The sequence below is a fragment of the Pseudomonas sp. GD03842 genome, assembly GCF_029841165.1.
Taxonomy (GTDB): Bacteria; Pseudomonadota; Gammaproteobacteria; order Pseudomonadales; family Pseudomonadaceae; genus Aquipseudomonas.
Map to the genome: position 1 here is coordinate 158,741 of NZ_JAOCEA010000014.1, position 17,890 is coordinate 176,630.

Here is a 17,890-nt window from a genome sequence, read left to right on the forward strand (position 1 = left end):
CGCAGCGGGCGGACTTCAGAATCGCACCACTTGCGTACGGGCGTTCGTAAATGTTTCTTTCAAATGATAGGAGGGAATTAAGTGACAGACGACAGCAGGCGATTCGATCGAAATGAAGATGAGTGAGTCTAGTTTTGTAGGACCTTTCTGTTGCTTGAGTAGGAAACGTCTTTGCCTGCTAGTCCAAAGGGAGGAGTCCCATGCAAAGCAGTAAACGACTAAGCTATTGTGCGGGCTCCAGAATATCGAACTGCAAAAAAATGGACTGCACATGAATAAAGTGTTGATCGTGGACGATCACCCCGTCATTCGGCTCGCCGTGCGCATGCTGATGGAGCGGCATGGCTACGAAGTCATCGCGGAAACGGACAATGGCGTGGATGCGCTGCAACTGGCCAGGGAGCATTTGCCTGATATCGTCATCTTGGACATCGGCATACCGAAACTGGACGGCCTCGAGGTTATCGCGCGGCTGACAGCCATGACGCTGCCTTTCAAGGTCCTGATCCTGACGTCGCAGTCCCCCGGGCATTTTTCGATGCGGTGCATGCAGGCCGGAGCAGCGGGGTATGTCTGCAAGCAGCAGGATCTGACCGAGCTGCTTAGCGCCATCAAGGCGGTCTTGTCGGGGTACAGTTATTTCCCCAATCAGGCGCTGCACACGGTACGTTCGAGCCTGGGCAATGCCAGCGAGGCCGAGATGGTCGACCGACTTTCAGGCAGGGAGATGATGGTGCTCCAGCAATTGGCCAGAGGTAAAACCAATAAGGAGATTGCTGATGGCATGTTTCTGAGCAATAAGACCGTCAGCACCTACAAGACTCGCCTGCTGCTCAAGCTGAATGCGCATTCGCTGGTTGATCTTATCGAGCTTGCCCAACGAAACGGGCTGGTCTAACCCGGCTCAGGGCGCGCTCTTGAGCAGGAACGGAGTGAGGGCGATTCAAGCGCATCGACGGCGCTCTGCCAGAAGGAAAAAGCCTCTCGGCCTGAGAGGCTTTGAGCATCAGGCTCGTCAGAAATCGAAATCGTAGTCCGCGAGCTGTTTCTGCAAACGCCGTTCTTCCAGAAGATTATCGATGGTGCGACGTTTACTGAGATTGGTTTTGGCGGCTTCCACAGGTACCTGAACGACTTCGTCGGCGTCTTCTGCCACGAAGTCGTCATCTACATCCATCTGCTCTTTGTCAGTGCTCATGAAAGTTGACTCCAGCTTAGACTGTCATTGGCGCACCTTATAGCGACAAATACGAAGCGGGTAAAAAAGATTTTTTCAATCGATTATCCTACGAAGCGCCTATTGCTCAATCGTCTGAAGTCTTCTGCTTGAATTCGCACAAATCCTCGATCCGGCAGCTGCCGCAGCGTGGCTTTCGCGCTATGCAGACATAGCGGCCATGCAGGATCAGCCAATGATGAGCGTCGAGAAGATAGTCTTTCGGTACGAACTTCATCAATTTGTTTTCGACTTCCACAACGTTTTTACCCGGCGCGATGCCAGTCCGATTGCTGACGCGGAAGATATGGGTGTCGACGGCCATCGCCAGTTGGCGGAAAGCGGTGTTGAGCACGACATTGGCCGTCTTGCGGCCTACGCCCGGCAGCGCTTCGAGCGCTTCACGCGTTTGCGGGACTTGGCCGCCGTGGAGCTCGATCAGAAGGCGGCAGGTCTCGATGACGTTTTTCGCTTTACTGTTATAGAGACCGATGGTCTTGATGCACTCCGAAAGACCTTCGACACCGAGTGCGTAGATGGCTGCTGGGGTGTTCGCTACTGGATACAAACGCGCAGTGGCCTTGTTGACGCTCACATCAGTGGCTTGTGCGGAAAGAATCACCGCAATCAGCAATTCGAACGGAGAGCTGTACGACAACTCGGTTTTTGGGTCCGGATTGTCTTCCTGGAGGCGGCGAAAGATTTCCAGGCGTTTTGCTGCGTTCATGGCGTGAAGGGTCCCAGGCAAATCAGTGGCATCGTTAAGGTCTCATTGAGCGCAGGTTCTACGTCGACATGGCTTCCAATGCGTGGAGCGCTTGCTCTGCGTCCGACACCTCACTGTTCAGTGCTGCCAGCTGTTCTGCCGGCGCAGCATTGGTTTGGGCCTTCTTGAGCGCAGCGCGTCGCGTCGCCAACTGGATCTTCGCCCGATTGATTGCCGCTTTGTCTGGCTGCCCTGCGCTCGATGCGCTAACTGGTGGTGGAGAAGGGGGATTGTCTGGAGTGATCTCACTCAGCAGTAATGCGAGCGCTCGCTCTGCCTCTTCGAACTGCCGTTGCAACGTCACCAGTTGAGCAGCTTGTTCGGCGGTGGGCGGGTGCCCAAACGCCTTCAGTGATCTGTTCAATTGGGCGCGGCTCATGTTGACGTCGACGCGAGCCTGCTTCAACGCTGCGTCGTCCGCAGCGTTGTGCACGCGCACCCGTCCCAACGCGGCTTGCACCGGATCGCTGGTGTTCGCGCTGGTCTTTGAAGCCTGTTGGCGCGCCAGCCGCTCGGACTGCCGCTGTAGCTCTTCGCGGTGTAGCCGCACGTTACGCGCTTCGAAGCGCTGGCGCGCCTGTCCCCGTCTGGCCGCTCTTGCAACGCGTTGGGCGTCGTCGAATGCCAGCCCGCCGACAATCGGTATGAGTGTGGGTGATGACAGGGGCAGCATGTCGATGCAGTCGACCGGGCAGGGCGCGACGCACAAGTCGCACCCGGTGCACTCCGAGGCGATGACGGTATGCATCCACTTAGCGGCACCCACGATAGCGTCAACGGGGCAGGCCTGGATGCATTTGGTGCAGCCGATGCACTCCTCCTCGCGAATGAACGCGACCTGTGACGGAGCGTGACCGCGTTCTGTGTCAAGGGGGAGGGCAGGCACATTGAGCAGGTCCGCCAACGCGGCGATAGTTTCGTCGCCGCCCGGGGGGCACTTGTTGATGGCTTCGCCGCTGGCGATTCCTTCCGCGTAAGGCTTGCAGCCGGGGTGGCCACATTTGCCACACTGGGTCTGTGGCAACAGGGCGTCGATACGCTGAATCAGGTTCATGCTTGGTCAGGCCGACGCTTTCGAGACGTCGGCCCCTCATGCTTATTTAATGCGTTGACCGGGTTTGGCGCCGCTGTCGGGGCTCAGCAGGTAAATGTCTTCACCGCCAGGGCCCGCTGCCATCACCATGCCTTCGGAGACCCCGAAACGCATTTTTCGCGGTTTGAGGTTCGCGACCATCATGGTCAGACGCCCTTCCAGTTCGGCGGGGTTCGGGTAAGCACTCTTGATCCCGGAGAACACATTGCGTTTCTCGTCGCCGATGTCGAGGGTCAGGCGAAGCAGCTTGTCCGCACCTTCGACATGCTCGGCCTTTTCTATAAGAGCGACCCGCAGGTCCACTGCGGCGAACGTATCGAATTCGATTTCCGGAGACAGCGGGTCCTTGGTCAGTTCGCCATTGCCTTCTGCGGGGCCGGTGTCGGTCGCGCTCACTGTGAGGTCTTCTTTGGAGGCACGGGTCATGGCTTCCACTTTGGCCGGGTCGATGCGAGTCATCAGCGCCTGGAATGGCTTGAGTGGGTGCTCGCTGAGCAGCGTCAGGTGGTCGTCCCAGGTCAAGGGAGCGACGTTGAGGAACTGCTCGGCATCGGCGGCCAGGTTAGGCAAGACCGGCTTGAGAAAGATAACCAGTTGACGGAACAGGTTCACACCCAGTGCGCAAATCGCCTGGACTTCGTCCTGCTTGCCTTCCTGCTTGGCCAGCGACCAAGGCGCCTTGTCGGCGATCCAGGCGTTGGCGCGATCGGCCAGGGCCATGATTTCACGCATGGCACGGGCAAAGTCGCGGGCCTCGTAGGCTTCTGCGATGCTCGGCGCAGCGGCTCGGAATGCATCGGTCAATTCAGGTGCGGCGTTGCCGGCCGCCAACACGCCAGCGTTGCCTTTGTGAATGAAGCCCGCGCAGCGGCTGGCAATGTTGACCACCTTGCCAATCAGGTCGGAGTTGACCTTCTGCACGAAGTCTTCGAGGTTGAGGTCCAGGTCATCGACGCCACGGCCCAACTTGGCCGCGTAATAGTAGCGCAGGTACTCCGGGGACAGATGTTCCAGGTACGTCCGCGCCTTGATGAAAGTGCCGCGGGATTTCGACATTTTCTGGCCATTGACGGTGAGGTAGCCGTGAACGTTGATGCCGCTGGGCTTGCGGAAACCCGCGCCCTCGAGCATGGCAGGCCAGAACAGGGCGTGGAAGTTGACGATGTCCTTGCCGATGAAGTGGTAGAGCTCGGCGGTCGAGTCTTTCTTCCAGAAGGTGTCGAAGTCCAGACCCGGCGTTCGGTCGCACAGGTTCTTGAAGCTGGCCATGTAACCGATGGGCGCGTCCAGCCAGACGTAGAAGTACTTGCCCGGCTCATCGGGAATCTCGAACCCGAAATAGGGTGCATCGCGAGAAATGTCCCATTGCTGCAGGCCAGCATCCAGCCATTCGGCAAGCTTGTTGGCCACTGCATCCTGAAGTGTGCCGCTGCGTGTCCATTCTTTGAGCATGGCGTCGAAGGCGGGCAGGTCGAAGAAGAAATGCTTCGAATCCTTGAGCACGGGCGTGGCGCCGGAAATTGCCGATTTGGGGTCTTTCAGGTCGGTGGGCGCGTAGGTGGCCCCGCACTTTTCGCAGTTATCGCCGTACTGGTCCTCGGTGCCGCATTTCGGGCAGGTGCCCTTGATGAAGCGGTCGGCCAGGAACATTTTCTTTTCCGGGTCGAAATACTGGGTGACCGAACGCGTAGCGATGTGCCCGGCGTCACGCAGACGGGTGTAGATCAGGCTCGACAGCTCACGGTTCTCTTCGGCGTGAGTGGAGTGGAAATTGTCGAAATTCACCAGAAAGTCGGCAAAGTCCGCGCTGTGTTCGGCCTGAACATTGGCGATCAGTTGTTCCGGTGTGATGCCTTCTTTCTCGGCACGCAGCATGATGGCCGAGCCATGGGCGTCGTCGGCGCACACATAGATGCACTGGTTGCCGCGGTGCTTCTGGAAACGCACCCACATGTCGGTCTGGATGTACTCGAGCATGTGGCCAAGGTGAATGGAACCATTGGCATAGGGCAGGGCGCTGGTGACGAGAATCTTGCGTGGCTCGGACATGGGGCTCGGCTACTTGAAGTGAAACGGAGGTCGGCCACTATAAAGCGCCGGGCTTTTTTTTTCATCCCGCAGATAGGGTATGTGCGGCGTTTCGCGGTGTCGGATTGGGTTACGGTTTGCGTAGGAGCACGCTTGCCCGCGATGGCGGTGTGCCAGATCGCATCGATGAGCCGGATCAATGTCCTCCGCGGCCAAGCGCGCGCCCACACGCGTGATCTGCAAAACCCCGCCCGGCTATCCGACAGACGCGGTAGGATAGCCGCCTGTTTTGCTCAGTCTTTTTCGGGAGTGACCCATGAGCGCTGTCAACCGCGCGACGGTGGAGGCTGTTCTTCGCCAGTACACCGATCCTTATTTGAACCAAGACCCGGTCAGCGCCGGCTGCGTGCAGGCCATCGACATTGACGGCGGGCGCGTCACCGTGCAGCTGGAACTGGGGTATGCCGCCGACCTGTTCAAGAACGGCTGGGCGCAGATGCTGCAAATGGCGATTGAGGGCCTGGACGGCGTTACAGCGGCAAGCGTTCGCGTCAGTACGCACATCACCGCGCACAAGGCTCAGGGGCAGATTCCGGGCCTGGCCAATGTTAAGAACATCATTGCCGTGGCCTCTGGCAAGGGGGGGGTGGGCAAATCCACCACGGCTGCGAACCTGGCGCTGGCCTTGTCCCGAGAGGGGGCGCGGGTCGGCATTCTCGATGCTGATATCTATGGCCCGAGTCAGGGCGTCATGTTCGGCATTCCCGAGGGGACTCGGCCTAAAGTCAAGGAACAGAAATGGTTCGTGCCGATCGAGGCTCATGGTGTGGAAGTGATGTCGATGGCCTTTCTGACCGACGACAACACGCCCATGGTCTGGCGCGGGCCGATGGTGTCCGGGGCGTTGTTGCAACTGATTACTCAGACCGCCTGGAATGATCTGGATTATTTGGTTATCGATATGCCGCCGGGGACGGGGGATATTCAGTTGACCTTGGCGCAGAAGGTGCCGGTGGCCGGGTCGGTCATCGTCACCACGCCTCAGGATCTGGCCTTGCTGGACGCCAAGAAAGGCGTCGAAATGTTCCGCAAGGTCAACATCCCGGTGTTGGGCGTCGTGGAAAACATGGCAGTGCATATTTGCTCGAACTGCGGCCATGCCGAGCATCTTTTTGGCGAGGGCGGTGGTGAGAAGCTGGCGTCTCAATACGGCGTCGAACTGCTGGCGTCTTTGCCTTTGTCGATGTTGATCCGTGAGCAGGCCGATGGGGGCAAGCCGACCGCCATTGCAGAACCTGAAAGCCAGATTGCCATGATTTACCAGGAACTCGCGCGCCATGTGGGGGCCAGGATCGTGCTGCAGGCGGCCGCAACCCCTGCAATGCCTAACATTTCGATCAGCGACGACTGATCATTCTGCGGGGCTGGCGGGTATTGCGCGCCGGGGGCGAAGCTTGACCGCCTCGCCCCCGGGAAGCGGGCTCGCGGCAATAGGTTCACGGCGCGTCAGGCGTCTGCCCAGGAAAATCGACAGGCATAAAAAAACCCCGCTTTTCAGGGCGGGGTCTTTCAAGCGATTCAGCGCAAGTTAGATAACTTGAACTTCTTCAGCTTGCATGCCTTTCTGGCCGCGGGTAGCGACGAAAGAAACCTGTTGGCCTTCTTTCAGGGTTTTGAAGCCGTCAGCCTGGATGGCTTTGAAGTGTACGAACAGGTCGTCACCGGATTGTGGAGTGATGAAGCCGAAGCCTTTCTCATCGTTGAACCACTTGACGGTACCGGTTTGGCGATTGGACATGGTGTATCTCCTTGGACAAAGTTAACTGCGGCTCGGGAAAAGCCCTGACCGAGACTGAGTGCAAAGAGCAGGAAAATTCATGGAGATGGTTGGATCGAAATTCAACATCGTGTAGAGATTCTCAGTGACACAAGCAACACAGTGGCGTCACCTTAACCCTTTTTCCAGAGTGTGCCAATGGTTCGGCCACGTTTATTTCGGTGGATGACAAACGGTTTGCGCGCCCCGTCGTGCGCAGTCTTTGAACCGGGCGCTCATGCCCGGTAAGATGCCGGACATCTTTTTCACCTCGCTATTCAGGACACCGCCATGAGCATCAAATCGGACAAGTGGATTCGCCGCATGGCGCAAGAGCACGGCATGATCGAGCCGTTCGTGGAGCGCCAGATGCGCGGTGAAGGTGCCGATCGTCTGATTTCCTTCGGGGTGTCCAGCTACGGCTACGATGTGCGCTGCGCCGATGAATTCAAGGTGTTCACCAACATCAATTCGGCCACCGTCGATCCGAAGAATTTCGACGCCGGCAGCTTCGTCGACATCAAGAGCGACGTGTGCATCATCCCGCCCAACTCGTTCGCGCTGGCCCGCACCGTCGAATATTTCCGCATTCCGCGCAATGTGCTGACCATCTGCTTGGGCAAGAGCACTTACGCCCGCTGCGGCATCATCGTCAACGTGACGCCTCTGGAACCGGAGTGGGAAGGCCACGTGACGCTGGAGTTTTCCAACACCACCACGCTGCCTGCGAAGATTTACGCCAATGAAGGCGTTGCGCAGATGCTTTTCCTCGAGTCCGACGAAGAATGTGAAGTGTCCTACAAAGACCGCGGTGGCAAGTACCAGGGCCAGCGTGGCGTTACGCTGCCTCGCGCTTAAGTGCACCGTTGGTCATTTCCAAACTGAATTAGTCGCGAAATGCGCACTCTATGTATTGAACTGTTCTCATCCGCACCATGCGGATGGGACCAACGCTCAGGAGTGCCCTATGAAGAGACAAGTGAAGACCAGCAGTGGTATTGGCGACCCCGGAGGTAATCAGGTCGGGCTGCTGGCATGGTCGCTGTTAGCGCATCCGCATTTGGTCAACATGGTCGCCGGAGGCATCCCTGGCCAGCCTACCCCCGACACTCCCAACGAATACCCCCAACCTGAAGAGCCCGGTGAGCCCACGTTGCCCGACGAACCGCCCCCCGCTCCTGTCGCCTGACCCCCGCCCCCTGGCCGTGCAATCGCACGGCCAGGGGTTTTTCTTCCGGGTCGTTTCCCCCTCACACTCCTTTCACTGCGCTTGCCAGACAGCGCCGTCGCCGACGACGAACACTCGACTGTGTTCGGTGTGCTCGATGTTCATCCCGCCGGTAAACGCTCCGAACGCGGGTAACAGGCTGACGGTAGGCTGGATGAGAAAGCAGGGCAGGCGCAGTCGCTGTCGACCTCGGCCGTACAATCTGTAAGCAGGGTGCACGTGGCCGGCCAGCACGGGAAGGGTCGGGTGGGGGGCCGGCTCATGCTGCAGCGCGAACGGGCCCAGCAGCAGCGGTTCCGGAACCACCTCGATGCGCAGGTCGGTGGGGGGATCGCCTGCACGTTTATCGTGGTTGCCGCGAATCAGCGTCACGATCAAGTCTTCATGCCGTTCCCGCCAGGCGTACAACGCGGCAAGCGTACCCGCCGCGTGGGACTCGGGGGCGTGGAGGAAGTCGCCGAGGAAGATCAGATGTCGGCACTCGTAGGCCGCCAGCAAGTGGTCCAGCCGCTGCAGGTTGCCGTCGGTGGTGCCGTGAGGGACCGGTTGGCCAAGCTTCCGATAGGCGGCAGCCTTGCCAAAGTGGGCATCGGCGATCAACAGGGCGCGTTCCGCCGGGTAGTAGATGGCCTTTTCTGCTAACAGCCATAATTCCGCGCCAGCCAGTTGAATCGACAGGTAGGGCCTCATGCACTGACCTCAGGGCCGGCGGCTTTCTCAAGATCCCCCACCATGCGCGCGATGCGGTCGGACAGCTTTTCCGTGCTCAGACTTTCACGCATGCGCTCGACCAACAAAGGAAACGCCATCGGCGTCGGACGCTTGATCACGTGCAGGTCAAGGGTACGCTGATGAATGCGGCGCAACGTGTGCTTAAGGCGATCGAGGTCCAACTCCTGACGCAGCACCTCTTCTTCGGCCTGGGTCAGCAGCAGATTGTCTGCATCGTATTGCTTGAAGACTTCGAAGAACAGGCCGCTTGACGCCTGTAACTGGCGATTGCTTTTCTGGGCGCCGGGGTACCCGGAAAACACCAGCCCGGCGATGCGGGCAATCTCGCGAAAGCGGCGCAAGGCCAGTTCTCCAGCGTTGAGGCTGGCGAGAATGTCCGCCAGCAGGTCGCTGTCGCTGAAAAGCCCCGCGTTCAGATGGGTGGCCCAATCGACTTCCGTGGCGCTGAGCAATTCGAAACCGTAATCGTTGACCGCAATCGAAAAGGTCAGCGGCGTGTCCCGGCTCAGGCGCCATGCCAGCAGGCTGGCCAGTCCAAGATGCACGTGACGACCGGCGAAGGGGTAAAGAAACAGGTGCCAACCTTCACGGGATTTGAGTATTTCTGCCAATAACGTGTCTTTGCGGGGCAGCGCCGACCACTGCCGTTGAACATCGAGCAAGGGGCTGACCGTGTGCATCTCGGGGCCGTCATAGACGTCGTGCGCCGCAGCGTCGAATTTTGCCACCACCGCGTCGGCCAGCTCGCTGGACAAGGGCATGCGTCCGCCGTTCCAGCGTGGGACGGCGGCTTTCTTGGTGGTCGCCCGCTTCACGTAAGCCGTCATGTTTTCCACGCGGACCAGCTCCAGCAAGCGACCACTGAACAGAAAGCCGTCCCCGGGCTTGAGGCGCGCAATGAAACCTTCCTCGACGCTCCCCAGCGAGCCGCCACCGCCCCCCTTACTCCAATATTTCACATTGACACTGGCGTCGCTGACGATGGTGCCAACGCTCATGCGGTGACGCCGTGCCAAGCGCGCGTCCGGGACGCGCCAGATGCCGTCCTCATCGGGCTCCACCCGCCGATAATCGGGGTACGCCGTCAGCGAAAGGCCCCCATGGCGCACGAACGCCAACGCCCATTGCCACTCGGCTTCGGTGAGGTCCTTGTAAGCCCATGCGGTACGGACTTCGGCTAACAGATCGTCAGGGTTGAAGCCCCCTCCCAGCGCCATGCTGACCAAATGCTGCACCAGGACATCCAACGGCTTGTGAGGCGACTCCCTGGGTTCGATCAAGCGAGCATTCACGGCATCCCGTGCCGCGGCAGCCTCTACCAATTCGAGGCTGTGCGTCGGCACCAGCGTCACGCGGGACGGGCGGCCGGGTGCATGGCCGGAGCGACCGGCGCGCTGCATCAGCCGCGCAACGCCTTTTGCCGAACCGATCTGCAGCACCCGTTCGACCGGCAGAAAGTCCACCCCCAAGTCCAGGCTGGACGTGCAAACCACGGCCTTCAGGTGTCCTTCCTTCAGCGCGCGTTCGACCCAGTCCCTGACTTCCCGGGACAGTGATCCATGGTGCAGCGCGATCAGCCCTGCCCAGTCCGGTCGAGCGTCGAGCAAGGCCTGATACCACAGTTCCGACTGCGCGCGGGTATTGGTGAACAGCAGGCAACTGGTGCTGCTTTCCACTTCGGCAAGCACCTGCGGCAACATCTTCAGTCCCATGTGCCCAGCCCACGGGAAGCGCTCGATGCTGTTTGGAATCAAGGTGTCGATGATCAACTCCTTGACCACTTTGCCCTGTACTGCCGTGCCCTCGGCCCCCAACAGCACCTGTTGTGCATGGGTCTGATTGCCCAGCGTTGCAGAAAGGCCCCACACGATCAGCCCCGGATTCCATTTGCGCAGGCGGGCGATCGCCAATTGCAGCTGCACTCCGCGCTTGTTGCCGATCAACTCGTGCCATTCGTCGACTACGATCATCTTCAGGGTCGAGAACGTCACCTCGGCGCTCCCATGGGTCAGGAGCAGCGTCAGGCTTTCCGGCGTGGTGATCAATGCAGAGGGCAGTCTTCGGCTCTGCCTGGCCCGTTCGCTACTGCTGGTGTCCCCGGTACGCAGGCCGACCGTCCAGGGGATCTGCAAGTCGATTAAAGGGGCTTCCAGCGCGCGGGCAGTGTCGGCGGCGAGCGCGCGCATGGGGGTGATCCATAGCACGCTGAGCGGCGCCGCCGTCGGCTTGCGTTTGCGGGGCTTGCCTTCATCGGCCGCCGGCAAGGCCGTGGCGAAGCGGTTGAGCGCGCCGAACCAGACCGAATAGGTTTTACCCGCGCCTGTGCTGGCATGCAGCAGACCGGATTCGCCTCGGGCCACGGCATCCCACACCGCTTTCTGAAAAGGGAAGGGCTTCCAGCCGCGCGCGGAGAACCAGCGCTTGGCAAAGGGAACGGTTTTGGGCATGCGCGGCCTCTGACGGGGTTTAAACCACAGACCGTTGGCAGCGCTAAATAGTTTGGTCAACGTGCCGTCGAGCACGAAGCTGGGCCAGGCTCACTGTCGCGGGTGAGCCCTATCCGGACCTGAACCGCCCCGTATGGAGGGCCGGGACGGTGCCCGGCTCCTTGCGAACGGTATTACAGCGCGCCGAAGACTTTCTTCGCCAGACTGGTGGCGGCGCCAGCCGGGTTGGCGCGGATGCTCTCTTCCTGTTTGGCGATCATTTCGAACAAGCCGTCCAGAGCCTTTTCGGTGACGTAACCTTCGATGTTGGCATCCTTCTGGTCGACGACGCCCAGGCTCGCGGCCTTGCCCGCGAAGCTGTTGTACTGCTGGGCCAGGCCGACTTTGTCGGTGGCCTGCTTGACGATCGGCAGGAACCGGGCACGGATTTGTTCGCGGCTGGATGTGTTGAGGTACTGGGTTGCCGAATCCTTGCCGCCGGTCAAAATGCCTTTGGCATCGGTTACGCTCATCTTCTTCACCGCATCGACCAGAATCGCCTGAGCCTGCGGCACCGCTGCTTCGGCTGCGCGGTTCATGCTGGTTTCCAACTGATCGACCTGGGCGCCCATGCCCAGCAGTTTCATCTTGCTTGCCACTTTACCCAGCTTGCCGGGCAGTTCGATGCGCACATCCTTGTTGTTGCTGAAACCGCCAGGCACGCCCAATTGCTTCACGGCAATCTGCGCGCCTTGGGTCAACGCGTCTTTCAGCCCGGCCGAGGCGTCCGATTGCGAAAGATCGCCCAAGGAAAGCGCGAGGGCGTTGGTCGACAGGAGCAGGCCGGCGAATAGGCCAGTGAATGAGAGGGGGCGAAGCAGCATGAGGGCGTCCTTTGTATGAAGTATCGGCGTTTTAGTTGGCAGGGTTGACGCGGATCCTGACCGGCGGTTTCTCATCCAGCGTGAGATCGACCGCGTACCGTTCGGTGCTGATCAACAGCAGCTTACCGTCAACCTCAATCCGCGCGCTGACCGCATAGGTGTGGCCCGGTTTGACCAGTTTCTGATCGTAAGTCAGGTGAAACGGCAGAGGAACCTGGCCTTTGATCGGGCCGCTTTGGCTGGCCAGGGTCTGCGCCGGTGCATCGGCCAACGAGACGTCGTGCAGGCTGACCTTGAGGGTCGCGGTGGGCGGCAGCGCCATCCGTTGCAGGTAGAAGACTTCGCCGTCGACCGTCCCGGGCTGGTTGTCAGGGGCGTGACCGGCGCAAGCTGTCAGCAGTGAGGCAGTCAGGGCGAGGAAAAGCGATTTCATCGGGTCGTCTCCGGGGCGCTGGAGGCCAGCGGTTATCAGGAAAGTTTAGCGGTGGGCGTGAGCCTGCGCGGGTTCAACAACACGCAGGCTCAGGTTCACCCCTTATCAAGGTCAGATGCTCACACCTGCCGCCAAGGATTCTTCTTCGCGGTGCAGTGCCACCTGGCGGATCGACAGGCGGATTTCCGCTGGCAATACCCGTTTGGCCGCGCCTTCGGCGAGTTCGCCCAACAATTCGTGGTAACCCAGCCGACCGTTCTCGTCCTTGCGCAAGACGTCCTGCTCCAGCAGCGTCTGGATGAAGTGCCGGAAGAGGCTCTTGTCGAAGAACTCTGGCGCGTTCAGACCATGAAGGATGGACAGGCGCTGGGCCATGATCGTGCACAGGTCCTCCAGCTCCTCGGCGGTCAGGGTGTGCTGGCCGCTGTTGAGAAGCAGCGAAATGGCCATGTAGAAACGCTGCAGCGTTTGCGCCACTGAGCGTGACAACAGCGTGAGCAACACAAAGTGTCGCGAGCTTGGTGCAGGGCGCAGATAAACGCCGTTTTCGAAGCGTAGCAGGCCCTGTTCGACGAACGCGGCCAGCCACTGGTCGATGACTGCGTCGAGTTCGTCCACTGACCAACGAATGAACAGTTCCGATTGCAGGTAGGGGTACAGCGCGCGGGCGAATCGCAGCACCTGCTCGCGGCTCATGCGCGAGGCGCTCTGGAAGAAGCTCGCCAGCAGCGAGGGCAGCGCAAAGATGTGCAGGACGTTGTTGCGGTAGTAGGTCATGAGGACCGCGTTTTGCTCGTCCAGGTAGAGAATCCTGCCCAGCGCGTCTTTCTGCTCGGACAGCAGGTCCATCCCTCGGACATGCTCGATCAGCGCGCGGCCGTCGCCATCGGGCAACGTCGTGTGGGGCGAATAGGGCACGCTGCGCAGCAGGGTCAGGTAAAGGTCGAGTACGCGGACCAGCGCCTGGTCGTCCAGCGCATGCTTATTGGTCGACAGCAGCGCCAGAGCCACCAGGTTCACCGGATTGATCGCGGCCGCTTCGTTGAGGTGTCGCGCAACGCGCTCACCCAGCCGGTGAGTGGTTTCGTTCAGCCACGCAGGCTTGAACACGGGCGCCAAGGGTTGAGTGCGCCAGTCGGGCTGTTCCTGGTCGAGGAATTCAGCCAGTCGGATGGGCTCGCCGAAGTTGACCGAGACTTGCCCGAAGCGTTGCTTCAATGCGCCGATGACCTTGAAGATGTCAAAGATCGACTCTTTCTTCTTCGCGGCCCCACGCAGTTCGCCCAGGTAGGTGCGACCTTCCAGCACGCGCTCGTAACCGATGTACACCGGCACGAAGACGATGGGCGTTCGCGAGTTGCGCAAATAGCTGCGCATCGTAATCGCCAGCATGCCGGTTTTGGGCTGCAGCATGCGGCCGGTGCGCGAGCGACCGCCTTCGACGAAATACTCGACCGGGAAGCCTTTGGTGAACAGGGTGTGCAGGTATTCGTTGAACACCGCCGTGTACAGCGGGTTACCTTTGAACGTTCGGCGCATGAAGAACGCCCCGCCTCGGCGCAGCAGGCCGCCGATCACGGGCATGTTGAGGTTGATGCCGGCCGCGATGTGCGGCGGGGTCAGGCCGTTGCGGAACAGCAGATAGGAGAGCAACAGGTAGTCGATGTGGCTGCGATGGCAGGGTACGTAAATGATTTCGTTGCCCTGCGCGACGTTCTGCACGCCTTCGATGTGATTGACCTTGATGCCATCGTAGATTTTGTTCCAGAACCAGCTCAGCACCACTTCCAGGAAGCGGATCGCCGTGTAGGTGTAGTCCGACGCAATTTCGTTGCCGTAATGCAGGGCTTTTTCCCGGGCCTTGGCCTCCGGAATGTGCTCGCGCGCGGCTTCATCGAGGATGGCCTGCTTGACCAATGGGTCGTTGACCAGGCCTTTGACCAGGTTGCGGCGGTGGGAAATGTCCGGCCCGATGACTGCGGTCTTTAGATTGCGGAAGTGCACGCGCAACAGGCGTTGAGCCATGCGCACGGTGCGCTCGTAGCCCTTGTTTTCGCCCACCAGATCCCGCAGGTGGATCGGGGCGGAGAACTGCACACGGGTCTTGCGCCCCAGAATCAGGATGGTCACCAGTTTGCGCAGGCGCCCGGTCACCGCCCAACTGTCGGCGAACAGCAGTTTCCACGGGCTGTCTTCCTTATCCGGAGACTGTCCCCAGAACACGCTGACCGGGATGATTTGCGCATCTTCGGCAGCGTTCTGGGTGACGGCGCCCACCAGCCGCTCAAGCGTGGGCGGGGCGCCCCGTTTATCCTGACGCCCCAGCCAGTCGGGCTCCGGCGTCAGGTAAAAGAACGCTGCGGGCTCCGTGAGGTTGCCCACTGCGACCGGCAGGACCGGGCGTGGCAGGGCGGCTTTACGGCATTCTCGGTCGAGAACGGCCAGGTCGCTCAGTGACGGGCTCTGCAGCACGTAAAAGACGGGGCGACTGCGGTCCAGGTTGAGTGTGAAGGAGGACTGGTTGATCGTCTCCGAGCGCACCCACAGGTAAAGCAGACGACGAAGGGTGCCGAAGACAAGACGGCGAAACGGGGAACGGGTCATACGAATTCTGCGCTGAGGGGCATGGGCCCACGAAGCGGTCAGTGTGCCGGATATGGCAGGCATGGGCAAAGTCGTACATCGCACCGATAACCCTGTAGGAGCGTGGCTTGTCCCGCGATCTGGCGCGAAGCGGCAGTAAGGTCAGACACCTTGGCTGTGTCAGGTAAACCTCGTTAGCAGGGGGTACTGCCGGTTCCCGGCAGATCGCGGGACAAGCCACGCTCCTACAGACAGTATTTCAAGACGTGCGCCAGGTAATCTCTTCTTCGCCATCGGCACTGATACGGATCCAGCGATCGGCATCCTCTTCGCTTTCTTCCTCCACCCACGTACCCGGCGCACAGCGCACTTCGACGTTGAGGGCCTTGAACGCTGCGCGGGCACAGGCGATGTCGTCGTCCCACGGAGTGGCGTCGCTGTCCAGGCACAGGCTGTTCCACTTGCCCACGGCTTTGGGAATCCAGGTCACTGGAATGTCGCCAGCCTTGCATTTCCAGGTCTGACCTTTCTGGACCCACTCGCTGCAGGGTCCGATGTCGGCGCTCAACCAGGCAGTGATGGCTTTGTGGTCCACGTCGGCATCTTTCAGGTAAATCTCGATATCGGGTTGACGCATGGGGACCTCGTAAAGTGTTTCGGTCAGTGCCGAACGAAATAATCGTAGCGCATGGACACCGTCACCTCGAAGGCCTCCGGCTGTTCGATAACGCTGGCCCGGCGCTCGGCGCTGGCACGCCAGCCGTGAGGTGTCATGGCCAGCAGGTTGGCGCGGGCCTGGCCGTCGTTCAGGGTCAGGGTGAAGCGCAGGGTTTCGCTGTGCGCGTGGGTCATGCCCTCAGGTACCAGCGCCAGGTGTTTGTCGTCGGCGTAGTCACGAACTTCGTCATACAGGCGCTGACGCAACTCCATCAGGTGTTCGTTCGTCGGCCCGACGCGCATCAGGCCGCCGCCGGGCGACAGCAGCCGCTTGGCCTCGTCCCAATCGAGGGGGCTGAACACGCTGGCAATGAACTGCACACTGGCTGCGGGCAATGGCACGCGGGCCATGCTGGCGATCAACCAAGTCAGCCGGGGTTGGCGCTTGCAGGCGCGTTTGACCGCCTCGCGGGAGATGTCCAGCGCGTAGCCATCGGCGTCGGGTAGCGCATCGGCGATCTGTGCGGTGTAGTAACCCTCGCCACAGCCGATGTCCAGCCAATGCGCTGGCGCACGTTCGGCCGCCAGTTGCGCCAGGCGTCTGGCCACCGGAGCGTAATGCCCGGCGTTGAGGAAGTCCCGGCGCGCCTCGACCATCGCCTGATTGTCGCCAGGGTCGCGGCTGTTCTTGTGCTGAACGGGCAGCAGGTTCAGATACCCTTGGCGGGCTCGGTCAAAACGGTGGCCCGCTGGGCACACCGCGCCGTTGTCCGCTGCGTCGAGCGGGGCAGAGCAGATCGGGCAGGTCAGCATCAGGCGAGCAACTTGACCAGCGTCTGGTAGTAAATCTCGGTCAGTACGTCGAGATCGCTGGCCAGGATACGTTCATTGACCTGATGGATCGTCGCGTTGACCGGGCCCAGCTCGACCACCTGCGTGCCCAGCGTGGCGATGAAGCGGCCGTCGGACGTGCCACCGCTGGTGGAGGCCTGGGTTTGTCGGCCGGTCACGTTTCTGATGCTGGACGACACGGCATCGAGCAGCGCTCCGGGCTCCGTCAGGAACGGCAGGCCGGACAACGCCCATTCGACGTGCCAGTCCAGTTCATGCTTATCGAGAATGTCGGCCACGCGTTTCTGCAGGCCCTCGACGGTCGATTCGGTGGAAAAGCGGAAGTTGAACACCGCTGTGAGGTCGCCGGGAATCACGTTGGTGGCGCCGGTGCCCGAATGGATATTGGAAATCTGGAAGCTGGTCGGTGGGAAAAATGCATTGCCCTCGTCCCAATGCTCGGCCGCCAGTTCGGCCAACGCCGGAGCAGCGAGGTGAATGGGGTTCCTGGCCAGGTGCGGGTAGGCGACATGCCCCTGCACACCCTTGACCGTCAACGTGGCGCCCAGGGAGCCGCGGCGGCCATTCTTGACCACGTCGCCCACCAGCGTGGTGCTCGACGGTTCGCCGACGATGCACCAGTCCAGTCGCTCGTTGCGCGCAGCCAGGCGTTCGACCACGGCCTTGGTGCCGTGATGCGCGGGGCCTTCCTCGTCACTGGTAATCAGATAGGCCACTTTCCCTTTGTGATTCGGGTAGTCGGCGACAAATCGTTCGGTGGCGATGATCATCGACGCCAGGCTGCCTTTCATGTCGGCTGCGCCGCGCCCGCACAGCATGCCGTTTTCGTCGATCAGCGCGTCGAACGGATCATTCTGCCAGGCCGTCACCGGGCCGGTCGGCACGACATCGGTGTGGCCAGCAAAGCACAGCACCGGACCGTCCTGCGTGCCGTGGGTGGCCCAGAAATTGTCGACGTCCTCGATGCGCATCGGTTCCAGCGTGAAGCCAGCGTCGCCCAGGCGTTTCATCATCACTGCCTGACAGTCGGCATCGAGTGGCGTGACCGATGGGCGACGGATCAGGTCGCAGGCAAGTTGCAGGGTGGGCGAGAGATCGGCTGGGGCTGTCATGAAAAGTCCGAATGGTCAGTGGAGTCTGCAAGGGCGACACATCAACCGCTGACAGTGCAGGGCT

The 17,890-nt window shown here is 60.6% G+C and carries 17 protein-coding genes; 4 read left to right on the forward strand and 13 right to left on the reverse strand.

Annotated features, from left to right (window positions below; genetic code table 11):
- The first annotated feature begins 271 nt into the window (after positions 1 to 271).
- On the forward strand, positions 272 to 898 hold the full coding sequence (locus N5D61_RS19990; RefSeq protein WP_108239392.1) for a response regulator transcription factor: 627 nt from the start codon (positions 272 to 274) through the stop codon (positions 896 to 898).
- Between the two features lie 117 nt (positions 899 to 1,015).
- Here N5D61_RS19990 and N5D61_RS19995 read toward each other — a convergent pair whose 3' ends face one another.
- From N5D61_RS19995 to metG, 4 genes are all read right to left on the reverse strand, one after another.
- Complete coding sequence (locus tag N5D61_RS19995; protein WP_108239393.1) at positions 1,016 to 1,198, reverse strand: hypothetical protein; 183 nt, start codon at positions 1,196 to 1,198, stop codon at positions 1,016 to 1,018.
- Positions 1,199 to 1,304: 106 nt separating this feature from the next.
- Positions 1,305 to 1,943, reverse strand: a complete 639-nt coding sequence (gene nth, locus N5D61_RS20000) for an endonuclease III (protein WP_279893950.1) — start codon at positions 1,941 to 1,943, stop codon at positions 1,305 to 1,307.
- 58 nt (positions 1,944 to 2,001) lie between these two features.
- Positions 2,002 to 3,036, reverse strand: coding sequence for an electron transport complex subunit RsxB (gene rsxB / locus N5D61_RS20005; protein ID WP_108239395.1), 1,035 nt, complete (start codon positions 3,034 to 3,036; stop codon positions 2,002 to 2,004).
- A 42-nt stretch (positions 3,037 to 3,078) separates the two neighbouring features.
- Entirely contained in the window at positions 3,079 to 5,124 is a 2,046-nt protein-coding gene (gene metG, locus N5D61_RS20010) for a methionine--tRNA ligase (protein ID WP_279893951.1), read from the reverse strand.
- Between the two features lie 295 nt (positions 5,125 to 5,419).
- Between metG and apbC the strand changes: the two genes are divergently transcribed.
- Positions 5,420 to 6,514, forward strand: coding sequence for an iron-sulfur cluster carrier protein ApbC (apbC, locus tag N5D61_RS20015; RefSeq protein ID WP_108239397.1), 1,095 nt, complete (start codon positions 5,420 to 5,422; stop codon positions 6,512 to 6,514).
- A 177-nt stretch (positions 6,515 to 6,691) separates the two neighbouring features.
- On the opposite strand, the gene N5D61_RS20020 is transcribed toward apbC, so the two are convergent.
- Positions 6,692 to 6,901, reverse strand: coding sequence for a cold-shock protein (locus N5D61_RS20020; protein WP_010445013.1), 210 nt, complete (start codon positions 6,899 to 6,901; stop codon positions 6,692 to 6,694).
- A gap of 309 nt (positions 6,902 to 7,210) precedes the next feature.
- On the opposite strand from N5D61_RS20020, the gene dcd reads away from it, so the two are divergent.
- Together dcd and N5D61_RS20030 are read left to right on the forward strand one after the other, a co-directional pair.
- Entirely contained in the window at positions 7,211 to 7,777 is a 567-nt protein-coding gene (gene dcd, locus N5D61_RS20025) for a dCTP deaminase (RefSeq protein ID WP_065760448.1), read from the forward strand.
- Positions 7,778 to 7,886: 109 nt separating this feature from the next.
- Positions 7,887 to 8,108, forward strand: a complete 222-nt coding sequence (locus N5D61_RS20030) for a hypothetical protein (protein WP_279893952.1) — start codon at positions 7,887 to 7,889, stop codon at positions 8,106 to 8,108.
- 72 nt (positions 8,109 to 8,180) lie between these two features.
- Here N5D61_RS20030 and pdeM read toward each other — a convergent pair whose 3' ends face one another.
- The 8 genes from pdeM to dapE all read right to left on the reverse strand — a co-directional run bounded on the left by pdeM (position 8,181) and on the right by dapE (position 17,826).
- Positions 8,181 to 8,837, reverse strand: coding sequence for a ligase-associated DNA damage response endonuclease PdeM (gene pdeM, locus N5D61_RS20035; protein WP_279893953.1), 657 nt, complete (start codon positions 8,835 to 8,837; stop codon positions 8,181 to 8,183).
- A complete protein-coding gene (locus tag N5D61_RS20040; protein ID WP_279893954.1) occupies positions 8,834 to 11,326 on the reverse strand; it encodes a ligase-associated DNA damage response DEXH box helicase in 2,493 nt (830 codons plus the stop codon). The genes pdeM and N5D61_RS20040 overlap by 4 nt, the downstream gene beginning before the upstream one ends.
- A 173-nt stretch (positions 11,327 to 11,499) precedes the next feature.
- Positions 11,500 to 12,189: a DUF4197 domain-containing protein gene (locus tag N5D61_RS20045; protein ID WP_279893955.1), complete on the reverse strand. Its 690-nt coding sequence runs from the start codon at positions 12,187 to 12,189 to the stop codon at positions 11,500 to 11,502.
- Between the two features lie 31 nt (positions 12,190 to 12,220).
- Positions 12,221 to 12,622 carry a YbaY family lipoprotein gene (locus N5D61_RS20050; RefSeq protein ID WP_108240582.1) on the reverse strand — a complete coding sequence of 134 codons (402 nt, stop codon included), beginning with the start codon at positions 12,620 to 12,622 and terminating at the stop codon, positions 12,221 to 12,223.
- 111 nt (positions 12,623 to 12,733) lie between these two features.
- Positions 12,734 to 15,226, reverse strand: coding sequence for a glycerol-3-phosphate 1-O-acyltransferase PlsB (gene plsB, locus N5D61_RS20055; protein WP_279893956.1), 2,493 nt, complete (start codon positions 15,224 to 15,226; stop codon positions 12,734 to 12,736).
- Positions 15,227 to 15,464: 238 nt separating this feature from the next.
- On the reverse strand, positions 15,465 to 15,842 hold the full coding sequence (locus tag N5D61_RS20060; RefSeq protein WP_108240584.1) for a hypothetical protein: 378 nt from the start codon (positions 15,840 to 15,842) through the stop codon (positions 15,465 to 15,467).
- A gap of 23 nt (positions 15,843 to 15,865) precedes the next feature.
- The gene (locus N5D61_RS20065) at positions 15,866 to 16,675 is read right to left on the reverse strand and encodes a putative RNA methyltransferase (RefSeq protein ID WP_108240585.1); all 810 of its coding nucleotides are present in this window, start codon (positions 16,673 to 16,675) and stop codon (positions 15,866 to 15,868) included.
- Positions 16,675 to 17,826: a succinyl-diaminopimelate desuccinylase gene (gene dapE / locus N5D61_RS20070; protein ID WP_279893957.1), complete on the reverse strand. Its 1,152-nt coding sequence runs from the start codon at positions 17,824 to 17,826 to the stop codon at positions 16,675 to 16,677. The genes N5D61_RS20065 and dapE overlap by 1 nt, the downstream gene beginning before the upstream one ends.
- Positions 17,827 to 17,890 lie beyond the last annotated feature (64 nt).

Excerpts from the sequence above, each read along its gene's own strand:
- N5D61_RS19990 (WP_108239392.1), top strand. The coding sequence starts at position 272 with ATGAATAAAGTGTTGATCGTGGACGATCACCCCGTCATTCGGCTCGCC.
- N5D61_RS19995 (WP_108239393.1), bottom strand. The coding sequence starts at position 1,198 with ATGAGCACTGACAAAGAGCAGATGGATGTAGATGACGACTTCGTGGCA.
- nth (WP_279893950.1), bottom strand. The coding sequence starts at position 1,943 with ATGAACGCAGCAAAACGCCTGGAAATCTTTCGCCGCCTCCAGGAAGAC.
- rsxB (WP_108239395.1), bottom strand. The coding sequence starts at position 3,036 with ATGAACCTGATTCAGCGTATCGACGCCCTGTTGCCACAGACCCAGTGT.
- metG (WP_279893951.1), bottom strand. The coding sequence starts at position 5,124 with ATGTCCGAGCCACGCAAGATTCTCGTCACCAGCGCCCTGCCCTATGCC.
- apbC (WP_108239397.1), top strand. The coding sequence starts at position 5,420 with ATGAGCGCTGTCAACCGCGCGACGGTGGAGGCTGTTCTTCGCCAGTAC.
- N5D61_RS20020 (WP_010445013.1), bottom strand. The coding sequence starts at position 6,901 with ATGTCCAATCGCCAAACCGGTACCGTCAAGTGGTTCAACGATGAGAAA.
- dcd (WP_065760448.1), top strand. The coding sequence starts at position 7,211 with ATGAGCATCAAATCGGACAAGTGGATTCGCCGCATGGCGCAAGAGCAC.
- N5D61_RS20030 (WP_279893952.1), top strand. The coding sequence starts at position 7,887 with ATGAAGAGACAAGTGAAGACCAGCAGTGGTATTGGCGACCCCGGAGGT.
- pdeM (WP_279893953.1), bottom strand. The coding sequence starts at position 8,837 with ATGAGGCCCTACCTGTCGATTCAACTGGCTGGCGCGGAATTATGGCTG.
- N5D61_RS20040 (WP_279893954.1), bottom strand. The coding sequence starts at position 11,326 with ATGCCCAAAACCGTTCCCTTTGCCAAGCGCTGGTTCTCCGCGCGCGGC.
- N5D61_RS20045 (WP_279893955.1), bottom strand. The coding sequence starts at position 12,189 with ATGCTGCTTCGCCCCCTCTCATTCACTGGCCTATTCGCCGGCCTGCTC.
- N5D61_RS20050 (WP_108240582.1), bottom strand. The coding sequence starts at position 12,622 with ATGAAATCGCTTTTCCTCGCCCTGACTGCCTCACTGCTGACAGCTTGC.
- plsB (WP_279893956.1), bottom strand. The coding sequence starts at position 15,226 with ATGACCCGTTCCCCGTTTCGCCGTCTTGTCTTCGGCACCCTTCGTCGT.
- N5D61_RS20060 (WP_108240584.1), bottom strand. The coding sequence starts at position 15,842 with ATGCGTCAACCCGATATCGAGATTTACCTGAAAGATGCCGACGTGGAC.
- N5D61_RS20065 (WP_108240585.1), bottom strand. The coding sequence starts at position 16,675 with ATGCTGACCTGCCCGATCTGCTCTGCCCCGCTCGACGCAGCGGACAAC.
- dapE (WP_279893957.1), bottom strand. The coding sequence starts at position 17,826 with ATGACAGCCCCAGCCGATCTCTCGCCCACCCTGCAACTTGCCTGCGAC.